This is a genomic window from Giesbergeria giesbergeri, assembly GCF_054779375.1.
Map to the genome: position 1 here is coordinate 505,321 of NZ_BAAGYJ010000001.1, position 17,557 is coordinate 522,877.

Genomic DNA, 17,557 nt, shown 5'->3' on the forward strand with positions numbered 1-17,557 from the left:
CCGCACACCATGAACGATATTGCTCTGGCCCTGCCTTGGATTGGCAAGCGCAACCCTGTGGCCGCCCGCTGGTTGCTGTTGGCATTGGCACTGGGCGCGCCTTTGCTGGCGCTGCTGTTTGGCCGCACTTGGGTGCGGGTGCTGGACTTTGCCATGCTCTATGTCATGCTGGCAATTGGCCTCAATCTGGTGGTAGGCTTTGCCGGTTTGCTCGATTTGGGCTACATCGCCTTTTACGCCGTAGGTGCTTACACCTTTGCTTTTTTAGGCTCGCCACAGTTTGATTTGCACTGGCCGTTTTGGGTAGTGCTGCCGCTGGGGGCTTGTTTTGCCGCACTGGCTGGGGTGGTGTTGGGCTTGCCCACACTGCGGCTACGGGGGGACTATTTAGCCATCGTCACATTAGGGTTTGGCGAGATTGTTCGTATCTTCATGAATAACCTCAACCACCCCATCAACATCACCAACGGCCCCCAAGGCATCAACATGATTGACCCGCTGGTGCTGTTTGGCTGGGATATTTCGCGGCCCTTGAAGATTGGCGACAGCATCACCATCCCCTCCCTGTTGTTGTATTACTACGTGTTTTTAATCTGTGTCGTGCTGTCGATTGTGCTGGTGCAGCGGATGCAAGTGTCGCGCATGGGCCGGGCTTGGGCCGCTATTCGCGATGATGAGCTGGCCGCCAAGGCCATTGGCATCAACACACGCAACATGAAGCTGCTGGCCTTTGGCATGGGGGCTACCTTTGGCGGTGTGGCTGGTGGCCTGTTTGCCGCGTTTCAGGGCTTTGTCTCGCCCGAGAGCTTTTCGCTGATGGAGTCGATTGCTGTGCTGACGATGGTGGTGTTTGGCGGCATGGGCAATTTGGCTGGGGTGATTACGGGCGCTTTGTTATTGAGCTTTCTGCCCGAAATTTTGCGCCACTTGGCCGTGCCAGTGCAGCAGGCGGTATTCAATCAGGTACTGCTAGACCCCGAAGTGCTGCGGATGCTGCTGCTATCGCTGGCCATGATTGGCATGATGCTGTGGCGGCCAGCGGGTTTGATTCCATCGTATAGCCGCTATTCGCGCCCACAGCAGGTGCTTGGCAAGGAGGGTACACCATGATCTCTTTGCTAGAGGCACGCCACATCACCAAACGTTTTGGCGGTCTGCAAGCCTTGTCAGAGGTGTCCCTGACCATCCGCAAGGGCGAGATTTATGGCCTGATTGGCCCCAACGGCGCAGGCAAAACCACCTTTTTTAACGTCTTGACGGGCGCTTATACCCCCGATGGTGGCGAGCTGGTGTTCAATGGTACGGAGTTGCCCGCAGGCAGCCCCGATGAAATCGTGGCGGCAGGCATTGCGCGCACCTTCCAAAATATCCGCCTGTTTCGTGAAATGACGGCGCTAGAGAACGTGATGACTGGGCACCACATTCGCACGCGGGCCAATCTGTGGTCTATCCTCTGGCAGACCCACGCGGCCCGCATGGAAGAAGACCTGATTACCGAGCGAGCTTACGAACTGCTCAAATACGTGGGCATTGAACGCTTTGCCGACACCCTCGCACGCAATCTATCGTATGGCGATCAGCGCCGCCTAGAAATTGCGCGTGCGCTGGCGACCGAGCCACAACTGCTGGCCTTGGATGAACCGGCGGCAGGGATGAACGCCACCGAAACCGCCCGGCTGCGCGAGTTGGTGCAAACCATCCGCCACGATGGCATCACCGTGCTGTTGATTGAGCATGATGTCAAACTGGTGATGGGCTTGTGCGACCGCATTGCCGTGTTGGATTTTGGTAGCAAAATTGCCGAAGATGTGCCTGCGGCAGTGCAACAAAACGAGGCCGTGATCACCGCCTACTTAGGGCGGCCCAGCCATCCTCCAGTGGCAGCCACCAGCACAGGAGCCAGCGCATGAATGAGCAACCACCCTTGTTGCAATTGCAAGAGGTGCAGGTAGCCTATGGGGCCATCTTGGCTGTGAAGGGCATAGACTTGCTACTGCACCACGGCGAGCTGGTGTCACTGATTGGTGCCAATGGTGCTGGCAAAACCACCACCCTCAACGCCATTGCCGGTTTGTTGCCCCTCAGCCAAGGCCGTTTGCTTTATGAAGGCAGTGGCATTGAGCGGCTACCCACGCACCACCGCTTGCGCCAAGGCATTGCCTTAGTGCCCGAGGGCCGGGGCATTTTTACCCGCCTGACGGTAGAAGAAAACCTGCGCATGGGCGCTTATGCCCGCCGCGATGGTGCTGCCGCCATTGAGGCCGATATAGAGCGGGTGTTTACCATGCTGCCACGGGTGAAGGAGCGCCTGCGCCAAGTGGCCGGTACGCTCTCGGGCGGAGAGCAGCAAATGGTCGCCATTGGCCGGGCTTTGTTGTCACGCCCGCGCTTGCTGCTGCTAGATGAGCCATCGATGGGGCTGGCCCCCTTGGTGGTAGAAAAAATCTTTGAGGTGATTCGCTCAGTGGCTGCCGAAGGGGTGACGATTTTGCTGGTAGAGCAAAACGCCACCTTGGCACTGGAATTTTCACAACGGGCCTATGTGATGGAGTCTGGCCGCATCACCCTGACCGGCTCAGGGCAAGAACTATTGGCCGACCCCAAGGTGCGTTCTGCCTACTTGGGGGAGCTGTAGTCGAGCGGCAAGGCCATTTCAGCCGCGCAACGTCACCAACATCAAAATGCCCACAAATGCAAAAGTATGGGCAAACAGACCCGGCGCCAATGCCAGCGCATAGCGCCAGCCCCCACTGGCCCAGGCCACCGCGCTTTTGCTAAAAGCATGCACCAGCATCGCTGCGCCCAACGCCCAAACAATATTGGTGGCCTCTTGGGTGCCAGGCATACCAATCGTCAACAATGCTGCCGTGACGGCATGGATATCGGCCAGTGCCGCGACCAAAGTACCGGCCATCACCCCAGCATCGCCCAACCACAAACGCAACCCGTGGACGCCCGCTTGGATGGCTGTCAGCAACAACACAATCAAAGCGGCATCACGCAAGCGAAACAGTTTGGTATCTGGCGTCTTGGAGCCAGCCACCTCACTGCCGGGGGGCGCGGCATGGCGCCATACCATCCACCCACCCCAAAGGGCTGCTACCAAACTACCCGCCAGTGCAGGCAGCCACAACGGCACAATCCAAGCAGGCTGGATCGTGCCGCCAATGATCAGAATCTGGGTGGTAGTGCCCACACACGACAACAGGGCAGCCCCAGCTTGGAGCTTGTACGACCCTTGTGTGGTGCGCAACTCCATGCCCAAACTGCCAATGGTGGCGGTACTGGAGACAAAACCCGAAGCCAATGCCGACAGGGCGACCGCCTGGCGGGCCTGCAACAGCCGCCGCCCCACATGGGCCAATGACTGGATCAGCAGCAGCACAATCAACAGCTTCATCACCAATTGGGGGTTGAGCACCGGCCCCCACAACGCACGGTCAGGCACCAAGGGCATGACCAACAAGGCCAGCGCCCCCAAAATCAACCCCCCTTGCGCTTCACCAGGGCGCAACCAGTCACGGGCAAACTGGTGCAGAGAATCCCGCGCGGCCAGCAGCCCTGTAACCATCACCGTCAATCCTGATGCCAACATGGGTGCCTGCACTGCCAATACCCCGATCAGGTAGGCCATGAACAAGGCAATCTCAGTGGTAATGCCTGGAGAGTCTGAACGGTCGTAGGCATAAGCCACCACGCTGATCAACGCGACAAAAGCAGCCCCCACCGCCATCAGCGTTTGAGAGCCCAAAAAGGCCGTGCAAGCGCCCGTCAGCGAGGACAGTGCAAATGAGCGCATCCCAGCCATCACCGTTTGGGCTTTCGCTCCCTTGCGGCGTTCACGCTCAATCCCCATCAATAGACCGCAGCCCAGCGCGACAGCCAACCCTGTGAGAGCAGACATATCCCCTGAAAAATTAGATGCCTCCATGGAGTCTCTCCTTTGTTGTATTGACAGATCTGGTTGTCTATCGTCCTCATCCTGTCAGCCTTGAGGGCCGCAGCCAAACGTCTGTGACGTATTGGACACATGAGGTTGCTAAGTCTGGCACTATCGGAGGCGGCTGTCCGTTAAATCAAGAATATTTTTGTTGTCACTGCACACTAGAAGGAGTGGAGCATCTGGGCATAAAAAAGCCGGGGCAATGCCCCGGCCAATAGTGTGAGGTGCTCTTGGCTTAATCCATCACTTCAAGCGCAGGCTCTGGTGCCATGACAGGCACATCGTCACCTTGGTGCAAGAGCGCAGCCGCCTCACGGGCAGCCACACGCCCCTCATCGGTGGGAATAACCCAGACTTCGATACTGCTGCCTGGCGCATGGATGGCGCTGATGGCGTCACGGGTGGCTTGGGCATTGCGTCCCGCATCGAGCTGCACCCCTAGCCAGCCTAGGCGCTCGCACACCTGCGCGCGCAACACGGCATCATGTTCGCCAATACCACCGCTAAAGGCCAGTACATCCAGCCCCCCAATGCTGGCGATCAAAGCGCCCGATTCACGCACCACACGGTAAGTGAACTGGTCAATGGCCCGTTGTGCCGCTTCGCTGCCATCGGCACGCAAACGGCGCATGTCTGCCGAAATGCCCGAAACCCCCAGCAAACCGCTTTGTTTGTAAAGCAATTTCTGAATGCGGTCATGATCCCAGCCCTGCTCCATCAAATAGAGCAACACACCAGCATCTAGCGTGCCACTGCGGGTGCCCATCATCAAGCCATCGAGTGCCGAAAAACCCATCGTGGTGGCACAGCTGCGCCCCTGCACAGTAGCGCACAGGCTGGCACCGTTGCCCAAATGGGCCATCAGCACCCGGCCTTTGGCACGGGGAGATTGCTCCAACAGGGTATCCATGATGTAGTGGTACGACAGCCCATGAAAACCATAGCGGCGCACCCCCTGCTCAGTCAACGATTGCGGCAAGGCAAACGCACTGGCTACTTCAGGCAGACTGGTGTGGAAGGCCGTGTCAAAGCAGGCCACCTGCGGCAGTGCTGGAAAAGCCTGCTGGAACGAGCGGATACCCGCCAGATTGTGCGGCTGGTGCAGCGGTGCCATAGAGTTCAGGCGTTCCAACTGCTCCAGCACAGTCGCATCCACCACCACGCTTTGCTTGAATGCTTGACCACCATGCACTACCCGATGGGCCACTGCCTTGATGGTGGGAGCACCTTCGAGTTCAGCCAACAAAGCGCGCAGGCGGGCCAACGCTCGCTGAAACGAAGACTCGCCCGGCGTGGTAATGGTCTCGCTTTGGCGCTGGCCAGCAAAAGTCCAGTCCATCTTGGGCGTACCACCGGGCTCTAAGCCCTCAATACAACCGTTGAGCACACTAGGCTGCACCTTGCCGCCATGCTGGAGCGGATGCAGCGAGAACTTCAGCGAGGACGACCCCGCATTGACAGCAAGAATAGCCATGATGTGACCTCAGGCAATAGTGGTAGGGGCGGCCTTGGCGGCGCGTGCGGCATGGGCAGCCAACACAGCCAACAATGCAGAGGCCACGCGGCTCATGGGGCCATCGGCACGGCTGGTGAGGGCAATGGGCACACGCGCGCCCAGCACCAAACCAGAGCCCGAAGCACCTGCCAAGTATTCAAGCTGCTTGGCCAGCATGTTGCCACTTTCCAGATCAGGCACAGCCAAAATGTCGGCATCGCCCGCCACAACCGATTGAATGTGCTTAATGTCTGCAGCATGGCGCGAGATAGCGTTGTCAAAGGCCAAGGGGCCGTCCAGCACCCCACCCTTGATCTGGCCCCGGTCGGCCATCTTGCACAGTGCAGCAGCATCCAGTGTAGACGGCATATTGGGGCTGACAGTCTCCACCGCGGCCAAAATAGCCACCTTGGGGCTGGCCACGCCCATCACATGGGCAAAGTTGATGGCGTTTTGGATGATGTCGACCTTCTCTTGCAGCGTAGGCTGAATATTGAGGGCGGCATCAGTAATCAGCAGTGGCTTGGGGTACAGCGGCACATCAAAGCGGAACACATGCGACATGCGGCGGCCCGTACGCAAGCTGGGTTGCGACAGCACAGCGTGCAGCAACTCGTCGGTGTGCAAGCTGCCCTTCATCAGCACTTCCACTTGGCCTTTGGCGGCCATGCTGGCAGCCAGTTCAGCGGCAGCGTGGCTGTGCTCGACCGAGATGATTTCAGCACCCGCCAAATCAATCTCAAACTCGGCTGCCACTTGGCGGATGCGGGCTTCGGGGCCAATCAGCACCGGCACAATCAGCTTGTGGCGGGCTGCGTCCATCGCACCACTGAGCGAGCCTTCGTCACAGGGATGCACCACGGCGCAGCGCACAGCCTCCAAACCTTCTGCACGGGCCAGCAGGTCATTGAAGCGGGCTTCGGGGTCAAACAGCTGAATTTGGGGGGCGTTGATTTTTTCGACGCGCACCTTTTGCGTGGGGGGCATCAGATTGGCATCGCCCTTGAGCACGGTTTCACCCTTTTGGTTGGTGACCAAGCAGCTCATCTTGATGCGCTTTTTCTCATCGTCTTTTTCCGACACCGTGGCGGTGACGGTGAGCGTGTCACCAATACGCACGGGTTTGGTGAACTTGAGTTCTTGGCCCAGATAGATGGTGCCGGGGCCGGGGAACTTGGTGCCAAACAGGGCCGAAATCAGCGCCGCACCCAACATGCCGTGGGCGATCACGCCGTGGAACATGGTGGCATCGGCGTATTCGGGGTTCAGGTGGGCCGGGTTGATGTCGCCAGACACAGCGGCAAAAGCCTCGATGTCGGCCTGTGTGACGGTACGCAACAAGCGGGCGCTTTGGCCGACGCTCATTTCGTCATAGGTGACGTTTTCCATCCATTCGTTGGTGGGGGTTGCCATGTTCATGGTGCAAATCCTTGAAATTGGGAAAGAGAGTGCGTCGGTACAGGCTTAGGCCATCGCGTGGCAGCCACCATCGACATAGATGGTCTGGCCGGTCATGCCCGACGAAGCATCGGAGCACAAGAAGGCGCACAGATTGGCAATTTCTTCCAATGTCACCAAACGCTTGAGCGGCGACTTTTGCGCTGCATTGGCCATCAGATCATCAAAGCTGGCAATACCCGAGGCGGCACGGGTCAAGATAGGGCCGGGCGACACTGCATGGACACGGATGGCCTGTGGGCCAAGCTCCATCGCCATGTAGCGGGTCAGAGACTCCAGCGCCGCCTTGACTGGCCCCATCAGCCCATAGTGGGGCACCGCCTCGTCAGCGCCCAAATAGGTCATGCTCAGCATGGAGCCCCCATTGCGCATGTGGGGAGATGCCAACTTAGCCAAGCGGGCAAACGAATGGCAAGAGACGTTCATGGCGCGGGCAAAGCCCTCGCTGGAACTGTCAACCACGTCCCCGTGCAAATCTTCCAGTGGTGCCCAGGCAATAGAGTGAACCACAAAGTCCAAATGTCCTAGGCGCTCCACGGCGCGTGCTACCGTGGCTTCTAGTTCACCTTCTACCTCCACATTGCAATTGAGCAACTCCACGCCCAACGGGTCGGTCAGAGGCTCGACAAAGCGACGGGCCTTTTCGTTCAGGCAAGAGACCACCAAATCAGCACCGAGCTGGTGCATGACTTGGGTGCAACCCCAGGCAATGCTGCTGTTGTTAGCCACACCGAGGATCAGACCTTTTTTGCCTGCCAGACCGAAAGAGGATGTGTTGAGCGTCATGAACGAAAAATCTCCAAAGAAAAGCCAGGCGCGGCGGCGCCGCGTCTGCTGGCAAAGCACAAGGTGTGCCAGAAAGATGGGCTAATGCCCATTGAATACACGCCGCAGGTCTGCCCCGGCTGCACCGGGCTTGAAGCCCTCGCGTTCGAGTTTGTCCTGCGCACTGACCAAAATGTGGCGGGTGGTATCGACCCCCACCTGTTCCACATAACGTGTGGCTACGCCATAACGCAGCACCAATAAAGCCCGCAACTCTTGGCGCAAATGCGATTTGCGCCGCTCAGGAGACATGCCCGGACGGGCACCACCTGGTTTGCGCCGCTCTACTGGAGGGGGGCGCTCGTCGTCTTGGGACAGCACATCGTTGAGTTCACTCTCATTTTGCAGATTGATGTCCAACGCAGTGGCCAAACGGGCAATGCGGGCGTTGATCGACTCGATCGACTCGCTCATGCGCTGCAAATACCCTGTCAGGTGGGCATCAGAGGGGTGAATTTCTTCAGTCGACATAGCGCACCATCACATACTCACCAGGAGCATCGCAAAGCACATGGGCCGTATCAAAGGCCGGGGGCGCGATGGGCTTGCCCGAACGCTCCTTGAGCCAAGCATCCATGGCTTCCCACCAAGAACCTTGACGGGTGGGGGCGCTGGCCACCCAGTCATCGGGGTCAATCCAGCCTTGGTTGTCTTCTACGCTATTGATCTGATAGCTGCGGCGCGGACGGCCAGGCTCCGAAACAATCCCGGCGTTGTGACCACCAGCAGCCAAAATAAAGGTGACATGGGTGTCGGTTTGCAAGTGAATCTTGTAGACCGAACGCCAGGGTGAAACATGGTCACGGGTGGTGCCCACCACCAGCATGGGTGCGTGGATATCCATCAGCGCAATGCCTTGACCATCTACCCGGTATTTACCCGTGGCCAGTGCATTGTTCAAGAACAACGAGGACAGGTATTCCGAGTGCATCCGGGCTGGCAAGCGGGTCAGGTCAGCATTCCAGCTCATCAGATCAAAGTCCGCTTCTTCTTGGCCCAGCAGGTAGCGGCGCGTATTGCGCATGAACACTAACTCGCGCATGTTCAGGAACTGGAAGGAGCCCGCCATAACGCTACCGGGCAAGTACCCTTTGCGATCCATTTGCTGACGCAAGGTCTTGAGTTGCTCATCGTCAATGAACACACCCATTTCACCCGGCTCTGTGAAATCCGTTTGTGCTGCCAGCAAAGTCACGGTGGCAAGCTCGGGCAAACTGTCCATAAAGTGGTCTTCCGCACGGCGACGCGCACCACCTTGGTGCTGTTCCAGCATGCGGGTGTGGCGCCCCATAGCAGCCGCCACAATCGCCAAGAAAGTCCCCCCCAGACAGTAACCAAGGGCATGGACACGGGGTGCCCCAGTGCGCTCCTTCACGGCAGCCAAGGCATCCATCACGCCTCTGTGCAGGTAGTCTTGCATCCCCAAATCGCGGTCGGAAGCATCGGGGTTGCGCCAAGAAATGATGAACACCGTGTAGCCTTGGCCCACCATATAGCGCACCATCGAATTGGACGGCGACAAGTCCAAAATGTAGTACTTCATGATGCACGAGGGCACGATGAGCAAGGGCTCAGGATAGACCTTGTCGGTGCTGGGGCTGTACTGGATCAGCTCAATCAGGTGGTTACGGTACACCACCTTGCCGGGGGTAATGGCCACGTCTTTGCCGACAGCAAAGGTCAGTGGCTCCAAGGCCTCGGGCTCACTGCGTGCCACCTCAGCTTTGCGCAGATCTTCAGTAAAGTGCTCAAAACCCTGCATCAGGCTCTGGCCTTGGGTTTCTTGGGCCTTGTTCAAGGCTTCAGGGTTGGTCAGCAGCCAATTGGAAGGCGTAAAAGTATCTGTGATCTGACGGGTGAAAAATTCCACCATGTGGTTGTGGTGACGGGACATACCATCAACCTGCACCGCTTCACGCCACCAAGTGCTGTTGGCTTTGTAGCTTTCTTTGAGCACACTGAAAGGCCACTGGCGCCAGCTGGGATCGGTGAATCGGTTGTCGTTATCTACGATGGGTTGGCCTTGCGCATCTTCAGGGGGAGACATAGCTGTGGCAATTGCTTGCTGCCCCAAAGCCAAAGCCCGTTGCCCCAGCACCATTTGCCGACCAGGCGAGGCCGCCAGATGCATGGCCCAGTCAGCAGCCGCCAACGCCAACGCAATAGGAGACAGGCCCATAGTGGTTCGTGACAGAAAGCCGTGGAACGTTTCGTCCAGCGCCTTGGTGGCTTCACGCTGGTGTTCAAATGGCAGAGAGGAGGCAGTAGTTTTGTCCATTGCAAACCCTTCAGGCTCAATACATTACAAAAAAGGCAGTATGCCAAAGTCCATTTGTGACTGACATATAGATCAGTCCGTAAAAGACCCTGTGGTTTTCAGGATACCCCTAACCCAATACTGGTTTCATCCCGCCTGTGCTGAAATTACGTTTGACACATGGTATGCGATGCTTCGCGACAAAGCCATGACAGAAACATGAGCATTGCATGACGTTTATGTGCTGACGCAGTCCCACCTGTGCTGCAAGAGGCGCACATCCCTACAGGGCAGCACCTGCTGCCAAACAAGACCAAAAACAAAGAGCGGAGGAAGAGAAAGGTCTCAGTCGGGCGTACAGGCCGTAATACGGCAGGCCTTGCCACTACGGCCTCTGGGCACAGATTGGCCTAGCTCGGCCAGCACCTGGATAGAAACAACCCCTTGGGCTGTGGCAAAAGCCGTGAGGGCAGCACACCCTCTGACCAAAGCAGCCCGCCCTGCTTCACCCTCTAGGGGCACATGCAGCACCAAGGTGCTGTCATCCAATTGATGCAAATAGAAGTCAAACACACCTGCATCGTCTTCTAGCACAGTGGACAAGGCCAAGGGCAACAGTGTCACACTCTGCCCATTGGCACCTGCCATCACCAAAGGCTCATCCTGGCGGCCCTGTACCGTAATGACAGGCAGGGGCGAACCACAGGCGCAGCGTTCAGGGTGCATTGTGATGTGGTCACTGACGTTGTAACGCACCAAAGGCTGGACATGGTTGGCCAGGTTGGTTAGCAACACACTACAGGAGGGCTGGCCGGGAGGCACTGGACGGAAACGTTCATCCACAGGCTCCAGAATCACCCAATCGGTGTTGGCATGCATCTGGCCGTGCGCGCATTCCCAACCAATGGCCAGAAACTCTGAAGAGCCATAGCTGTTGCGCACCAAACTGCCCAAGCTCTGTTGAATATGCGTACGGACTGCAGGACTCAAGGACTCTCCGCCCGTCCAGATTTCACGTGGGCGAGCGCGCAAAGTGCCGCACCGTGCCTCATCGGCCAACAAGGCTGCCACCGTCGGGTAAGTGACGACCACCGAGGGCGCAAAGGCATTGAGCTGTGCGACCAGCATGTGGGTAGGTACCTGAATGGAAAAGCTGCGCATGGTACTGGAGAGCACCGGGTTGATAGCCCGCAACCGTTGCACCGAGGCGTAACTGGCAAAATGGCCCCCTGTGGCCCCCACAAAGGCAATACGCTCCGTCAGCCCCAACGGATCTAGCCAGCGCGCCAAAGGGCGGGTGGCACAACGCCGCAACGCTTCCAAGGCATCATAAACAGCCATGGTGGCTACATCTTGCACAAAAATACCCGGCTCACCACTGGTGCCCGAACTCTCCCACACCATATAGCGCCCCAGCCAAGGCTCGGCAATACGGGTAGGATCTGCGGTGAACTGGCGCAGCGCCTGCAGCGTGATCTGCGGATCAGTCACCCAGCTATCAAATTCAGACATCAACTGGCCGCGCGTCACCACTGGCAATTGCTCCAGTGCCGTGCCCGCCGTAACACCTGTGGGCCACAGCGACCGGTACAGACGCGAGCCACGCAGGGTAGACTCCAACAACTGGGCCAAACGGGCCTGCTGACGCTGGGCAATACCTTGCGGCGTGCCCCGGTTCACGGCCATGACATCCATTGAAATCGAGGACAGGCGCAGCGGGTCGAACACAGTGTGCATCTGGTGACTCGCGGGATGCCCTGGCGACAAATGCCTGGGGTGGATAGCGCATCGTGCCAAAGCACGACCCTTTCCCGCATCCTTTCTTTTTGGGCTATCTTGAATACTTGAACAATGAAAGCGGTGGTGTATAGCACCATCGGCAGCCATCATAGAAGGAGCGGGTGCCATCTTGGGCAAAAAACTGGTTATGCAGCCCTCTGCCCCGATAGTCTGACAAAGAACAACCCATCAGACATTGTGCAAACTCTGCCCGTGCTGATGGGCTGCACCAGAGCGCACCAAATCATCGATCAGGGTGTGGCACCAGGTTTGCAACGGCACGTTGGCAAAATAAGCCGCATGGAGCTGTCCAAAATAGGGCGTGCTGGCAAACCAATGCTGCAAATCCTCCAAGGCAATTTGCTGCCACTCCAGCAATTTGTACTTCAGCAGCACCTTGGCTGCATGGCGCGCGTGTTTGACTGGATCGCGTGCCCAACTGTCCAAGCGGCGGCGGGCAGTGTCAATGGCACGGGGGGTATCCTGAAACATAGCACCATGCCCCGGCACCACGATGGCAGGTGCCAAATTGTCAATCAAGTCCAAAGTAGCGGCCACATCCGCAAAAGCCGCCTCCCCATCCAACTCCGGAAAGACCACACCAAACCCGTTTTCCCACAGGGCATCTCCCGAGATCAAGATGCGCTGCTGCGGCTCGAACAGCAAAATGGCATGGCTGTCATGCCCTGGTGCAGCATGAATTTGCCAAGCTTGATGACCCAATTTCACCTCAGTGCCGGGCTGTAACAGCGCATCATGGCGAAAGGGCGGGCAATCTTGGCCCGTAGGTGTGTAACTCAAGGCGTGGGCATCCCAATGCCCCACAGCCAAGGCCAGTCCAGGGGCAATAGCCGTTTGCACTTGGGGCCAATGCTGCTGCAATGCAGCATTGCCACCACAATGGTCGCTGTGCAGGTGGGTGTTGAGGATGCGCTCTAGCACCCTGCCTTGCAGAGCTTGCACCACCAGTGCCACGGTCTGGGCAGCGTGGGTGCAATAACCTGTGTCCACCACCGCCGTGCCTGCAGGCCCATCCGTAAACACAATGGTGTTGGCAGAGAGCCAGCCGCGCTCTATAACGGTCATTTCTGGGGGTAACAGGGACATGGCAGTATGGCTCTCGTCTTTCTACAGGGGTGTGGTGTCAATCGTGCCATAGTCACAATGGCGCTATTGGCCCATTAGTGCGCAATGGATGGCTCAACGGGCATCCATTTCCCGATGGCGGCGCAGTGCCACCCAACGGGACTGGAAATGCTCTGCCAGGCGCTCCACCAAATAAACCGAACGGTGTTGGCCCCCTGTGCAGCCAATCGCCACTGTGACATAGCTGCGGTGGTTGCTGGCCAACAACCCCAGCCAGTGCTCCAAAAACTGTTCGATATGGCTCTGCATCCGTGAGACTTCGGGTTGTTGGTACAAATAATCCACCACGGGGGCATCCAACCCAGTCAAGTCTTTTAATCCTGGCTCGTAGTGTGGGTTGGGCAACATGCGCACATCAAACACATAGTCTGCATCCACCGGGATGCCCCGCTTAAAGGCAAACGATTGGAAGACCAACGTCAACTGTTGCGGCACCACCGACATCAGCCCTTTGATATAGCCCTGCAACTGGGCAGCCCGAATTGTGCTGGTATCAATCACATGCGAATGCTCGCGCAAATCGGCCAACAATTCGCGTTCCAGTTCAATGGCCTGCACCAATACGCGGCGCCCATCCAAGCTATCATCATGCGACAAGGGATGGCGGCGACGTGTTTCTGAAAAACGCCGTACCAAAGTGTCGGTGGTGGCATCGAGAAAAATGGCATGCACCACCACGCCTTGGTTGCGCAAACGCAGCAACTCTTGTGGCACCTGTGCCAAAGAAGTGCCACTGCGCGCATCCATCGCAATAGCAACACGGTTGCCGTGGTGGTGGTGCTCCAGCGCCAAAAATGCCGACAGCAACTCAGGAGGCAAATTGTCCACGCAGTAGTAACCTGCATCTTCCAAGGCCCGCAGAGCCACCGATTTGCCGGAGCCCGACAGCCCAGTGATCAAGGCAATTTCCAGACTCATGGGGCTATCTCCATTGGCGTGGGGGCAACCATGTCGAGCATTTCTTGGGCATGGGCCAAACTGGTGGGCGAGAGTTGCTGGCCGCCCAACATTCGGGCAATCTCACGTACGCGCTGTGCGGCAGCCACCGCTTGCACAGTGCTGCTGGTGCCTTGGCTATTGCTGCTTTTGGCCACCAGCAAGTGCCGATGGGCCTGTGCCGCCACCTGGGGCAAATGCGTTACGGCCAGCACCTGCCGGTCTTGGCCCAACTGACGCATCAGACGCCCCACCGCTTCAGCCACGGCCCCCCCCACCCCCGCATCTACCTCATCAAAAATCAGGGTGGGTGCCTCACCCAAAGCACTGGTAGTCACGGCAATGGCCAGCGAAATCCGTGACAGCTCTCCCCCCGAAGCAATTTTTGCCAGCGGGCGAGCCGTTGCCCCCGGATGGCCTGCCATGAGAAAAACCACTTCGTCCATACCATCAGCACCAGGGCTATGACTGGGTTGCAGGGCCACCTCAAAATGCCCCCCGCGCATCCCCAGCAACTGCATGGCTTCTGTGATGGCCCGTGAGAGCCGGGGCGCAGCCTTGGCACGTTGGTGTGACAACTGTCTAGCCGCTGCGTGATAAGCCTCTGCCGCCTGTTGTGCAGAAGCCTCCAGCGTCACCAGATCGGCACCATTCTCTAGTCTTTGCAACTCCTGTTTCCAACCCGCCAGCAGCGTAGGCAACTCGGCGGGGGGGCGTTTGTAGCGGCGGGCTAATGTCAGCCACAACGAGACCCGGCCATCCAACACAAGCAATCCTTGCGGGTCTAGATCCACATGGCGCAAGTAAGCCTGCAATGAACGCACGGCCTCCTCGGCTTGTGCCAAACCAGAGGTGAGCATGTCTTGCAAATTGCGAAACTCTGGCTCCAGATGCTCCTGAGCTTGCAACAACTCGCTAGCCCGCGACAAGCCCGACAGTGCGCCACGCTCTTCACCATCGAGCCATTCCAACGCAGCATGCGCAGTATCAAGCAAGGCTTGGGCATGGCTCAATCGCGTATGTTGGGCATTGAGTTCTTCCCATTCATCCATGCCAGGGGCCAGCTTGTCCAACTCAGCAATTTGCCATTGGAGCCGTTCACGGTCACGCTCCCCATGTTCTTGGGCATTTTGTGCTTGCTCCAAGGCTTTGCGGGCCACTCGCCAACGTTGCCAGCAACGTGCCACCTCTAGGGTGGAAGTACCGGCATAGGCGTCCAGCAGCTTGCGCACAGCATCGGGCCGCGTCAAACTTTGCCAAGCGTGCTGACCGTGGATGTCCAACAGCCACTCGCCCGCCGTACGCAACTGGGCCGCTGTGGCTGGGGTGCCGTTGATCCAGGCCCGGCTCTTGCCTTGGGTGTCCACCGTGCGGCGCAGCAACAAGTGCTCTTCGATGCCAAAACCAGCCTCTTCCAGCCATGAGCGCAGGCCGAGGGGCGTGTCAAACTCTGCACAAACATCTGTGCGGCTTGCACCTTCACGCACCAGAGCCGCATCGGCACGGGCACCCAATACCAATTGCAGGGCATCAATCAGAATGGATTTTCCCGCCCCCGTCTCTCCGGTCAGGGCCGTGAATCCATCTGCAAGCTCCAGATCCAGCCGCTGCACAATGACAAAATCGTGCAACGTGATGCTCTTGAGCGACATGTTCAGGAACCTCCTTCGTTCCAGCGCAGTTTCTTGCGCAACGTGTCAAAGTAACTCCAGCCGCGCGGATGCAAAAAGCGCACGCAGTATTCAGCCCGGCGCACCAAAATACGATCACCGTGGTGCAAAGAGGCCAAGGACTGCATATCAAAATTGGCACTGGCATCGCGCCCATTGACAATTTCGATGGCAATCTCCGTGATGTCAGCCAGCACAATCGGGCGGTTTGACAACGTGTGGGGCGCAATAGGCACCAACACCCAGCCAGGCAAAGACGGGTGCAGCATAGGCCCCCCCGCCGACAATGAATAGGCCGTCGAACCCGTAGGGGAAGCCACAATCAGACCATCGGCACGTTGATTAGCCACAAAATGGCCATCCACCTCCACCCGCAACTCCACCATGCCAGAGGTAGCCCCCCGGTTGACCACTACATCATTCATGGCAAAGGCATCAAACACACACACGCCCTCACGCAGCACGCGCGCGTGCATCAAAGGACGGTGGTCTTCCTCAAACTGCCCATGCAGCATGGGCGCAAGAGTGGACTGGTAATTGTCTAGTGGAATATCGGTGATAAAGCCCAACCGCCCTTGGTTGATTCCAATCAATGGAGTGCCATAACGGGCCACTTGGCGGCCAATGCTCAACATGGTGCCATCGCCCCCAACCACCAGACCTAAATCGCACTGATGGCCGATTTCGTCCACATCCAAAGCCGGATATCCGGGCATGTCCATATGGGCTGCCGTCTGTGCTTCTAGCGAAACGGTACAGCCTTGGCTACGCAGAAACAGGGCAATACCCTCTAGCGTCTTGCGCGCATGTTCGGCCATGACTCCAGAGGTCGGACTCTGGTACTTGCCTACCAAGGCAATGTGTTCAAAACGGGACTTCATGGACGAATTACATCATTGTTGCGCGTCAAGCCGCTGACGGGCCAGCGCCATTGGGGCCAACACCAACTGGGCTCAGTGGTGGTGGCTGAGCGCGTTGGAGACCAGCCGCGAGGTAATGTCCACAATCTGGATCATCCGGTCGTAGGGCATTCGGGTGGGGCCAATCACCCCCAATGTGCCTACCACCTGCCCATCCACCTCATAAGGCGCACTGACAACCGACAACTCTTCAAAGGGAACTACTTGGCTCTCACCACCAATGTAAATGCGCACCCCTTCGGCCTGCTGCGATACATCCAGCAGGCGCAAAATTTGGGTTTTTTGCTCAAACAGGTCAAACGCACGGCGCAAATTGCCCATATTTTGAGAAAAATCGCTCACCGACAGCAAATTGCGCTCACCCGAAATCACCACTTCTTCTTGGGCCTGCTCAAAGGCTTCGGAACTGACCTGCACCGCAGCCTGCATCAGCGTGGCAATCTCGCCGCGCAGTTGGTCTACCTCTGTAGCCAACCGCTCACGCACCTGCTCCATCGCCATGCCTGCATAGTGCATGTTCAAGAAATTGGCTACTTCCACCAACTGGCTTTGGGTGAAATCGGTTTCAGACAGAATCGCCCGGTTCTGCACATCGCCTTCGGGCGAGACAATGATGAGCAAAAAGCGCCGCTCCGACAGGCGCAAGAATTCGATATGCCGAAACACAGAAGTGCGCCGGGGCGCCATCACTACGCCAACAAATTGCGACAAGCTCGATAGCAGTTGAGCCGCGTTGGCAATCACTTTCTGTGGTTGGTCAGGGGCCAATTGGGGTGTAGAGATATACCTACGGTCTGCCGTGAGCATGGTATCGACGAACAACCGATAGCCTTTGGCGGTAGGAACCCGCCCCGCAGAGGTGTGCGGACTGGCAATAAGGCCCAAGTATTCCAAATCCGCCATCACGTTGCGAATGGTGGCTGGCGACAAATCCAGCCCCGAGGCACGTGACAAAGTGCGGGAGCCTACGGGCTGCCCATCTTCGATATAACGCTCTACCAGCGCCTTGAGCAACAACTTGGCACGATCATCCAGCATCGGGCAATTTTATCCATCTTGCGCGGAAAATCCCGTTCTTCAGGGTGGAGATGTAGCGCGCGGATACCAAAGGTATTTTTTGTGCAAGCA

At 57.8% G+C, this 17,557-nt stretch carries 15 protein-coding genes; 3 read left to right on the top strand and 12 right to left on the bottom strand.

The genetic code is table 11. The features are described 5' to 3' along the window. The first annotated feature begins 9 nt into the window (after positions 1-9). The 3 genes from ACYVB2_RS02280 to ACYVB2_RS02290 are packed head-to-tail and all read left to right on the top strand — an operon-like array spanning position 10 to position 2,635. Entirely contained in the window at positions 10-1,110 is a 1,101-nt protein-coding gene (locus ACYVB2_RS02280) for an ABC transporter permease subunit (RefSeq protein WP_382429429.1), read from the top strand. Beyond that, the gene (locus ACYVB2_RS02285; RefSeq protein ID WP_382429427.1) at positions 1,107-1,910 is read left to right on the top strand and encodes an ABC transporter ATP-binding protein; all 804 of its coding nucleotides are present in this window, start codon (positions 1,107-1,109) and stop codon (positions 1,908-1,910) included. Before ACYVB2_RS02280 ends, ACYVB2_RS02285 begins: the two co-directional genes overlap by 4 nt. Beyond that, a complete protein-coding gene (locus tag ACYVB2_RS02290; protein ID WP_382429425.1) occupies positions 1,907-2,635 on the top strand; it encodes an ABC transporter ATP-binding protein in 729 nt (242 codons plus the stop codon). The genes ACYVB2_RS02285 and ACYVB2_RS02290 overlap by 4 nt, the downstream gene beginning before the upstream one ends. A gap of 18 nt (positions 2,636-2,653) precedes the next feature. Here ACYVB2_RS02290 and ACYVB2_RS02295 read toward each other — a convergent pair whose 3' ends face one another. The 12 genes from ACYVB2_RS02295 to hrcA form a co-directional block, all read right to left on the bottom strand. After that, positions 2,654-3,931 carry an MgtC/SapB family protein gene (locus tag ACYVB2_RS02295; RefSeq protein WP_382429423.1) on the bottom strand — a complete coding sequence of 426 codons (1,278 nt, stop codon included), beginning with the start codon at positions 3,929-3,931 and terminating at the stop codon, positions 2,654-2,656. A gap of 247 nt (positions 3,932-4,178) precedes the next feature. Beyond that, a complete protein-coding gene (locus ACYVB2_RS02300) occupies positions 4,179-5,417 on the bottom strand; it encodes an acetate/propionate family kinase (RefSeq protein ID WP_382429421.1) in 1,239 nt (412 codons plus the stop codon). A 9-nt stretch (positions 5,418-5,426) separates the two neighbouring features. Beyond that, a complete protein-coding gene (locus ACYVB2_RS02305) occupies positions 5,427-6,857 on the bottom strand; it encodes a bifunctional enoyl-CoA hydratase/phosphate acetyltransferase (RefSeq protein WP_382429419.1) in 1,431 nt (476 codons plus the stop codon). 45 nt (positions 6,858-6,902) lie between these two features. After that, complete coding sequence (gene fabI / locus ACYVB2_RS02310; RefSeq protein WP_382429417.1) at positions 6,903-7,682, bottom strand: enoyl-ACP reductase FabI; 780 nt, start codon at positions 7,680-7,682, stop codon at positions 6,903-6,905. An 81-nt stretch (positions 7,683-7,763) separates the two neighbouring features. Beyond that, positions 7,764-8,192: a hypothetical protein gene (locus tag ACYVB2_RS02315; RefSeq protein WP_382429415.1), complete on the bottom strand. Its 429-nt coding sequence runs from the start codon at positions 8,190-8,192 to the stop codon at positions 7,764-7,766. After that, a complete protein-coding gene (locus ACYVB2_RS02320; RefSeq protein ID WP_382429413.1) occupies positions 8,182-9,999 on the bottom strand; it encodes a PHA/PHB synthase family protein in 1,818 nt (605 codons plus the stop codon). The genes ACYVB2_RS02315 and ACYVB2_RS02320 overlap by 11 nt, the downstream gene beginning before the upstream one ends. A gap of 324 nt (positions 10,000-10,323) precedes the next feature. After that, positions 10,324-11,715: a phenylacetate--CoA ligase family protein gene (locus tag ACYVB2_RS02325; protein ID WP_382429411.1), complete on the bottom strand. Its 1,392-nt coding sequence runs from the start codon at positions 11,713-11,715 to the stop codon at positions 10,324-10,326. Positions 11,716-11,946: 231 nt separating this feature from the next. Then, complete coding sequence (locus ACYVB2_RS02330; RefSeq protein WP_382429409.1) at positions 11,947-12,864, bottom strand: MBL fold metallo-hydrolase; 918 nt, start codon at positions 12,862-12,864, stop codon at positions 11,947-11,949. 93 nt (positions 12,865-12,957) lie between these two features. Beyond that, positions 12,958-13,821: an RNase adapter RapZ gene (gene rapZ / locus ACYVB2_RS02335; protein ID WP_382429407.1), complete on the bottom strand. Its 864-nt coding sequence runs from the start codon at positions 13,819-13,821 to the stop codon at positions 12,958-12,960. Beyond that, positions 13,818-15,491 (bottom strand): DNA repair protein RecN, encoded by a 1,674-nt coding sequence (recN, locus tag ACYVB2_RS02340; RefSeq protein WP_382429405.1) that lies wholly within the window; start codon positions 15,489-15,491, stop codon positions 13,818-13,820. Before recN ends, rapZ begins: the two co-directional genes overlap by 4 nt. A gap of 2 nt (positions 15,492-15,493) precedes the next feature. Further along, positions 15,494-16,390, bottom strand: a complete 897-nt coding sequence (locus ACYVB2_RS02345) for an NAD kinase (protein WP_382429403.1) — start codon at positions 16,388-16,390, stop codon at positions 15,494-15,496. Positions 16,391-16,462: 72 nt separating this feature from the next. After that, the gene (gene hrcA, locus ACYVB2_RS02350; protein WP_460535111.1) at positions 16,463-17,467 is read right to left on the bottom strand and encodes a heat-inducible transcriptional repressor HrcA; all 1,005 of its coding nucleotides are present in this window, start codon (positions 17,465-17,467) and stop codon (positions 16,463-16,465) included. Between the last annotated feature and the right edge of the window lie 90 nt (positions 17,468-17,557).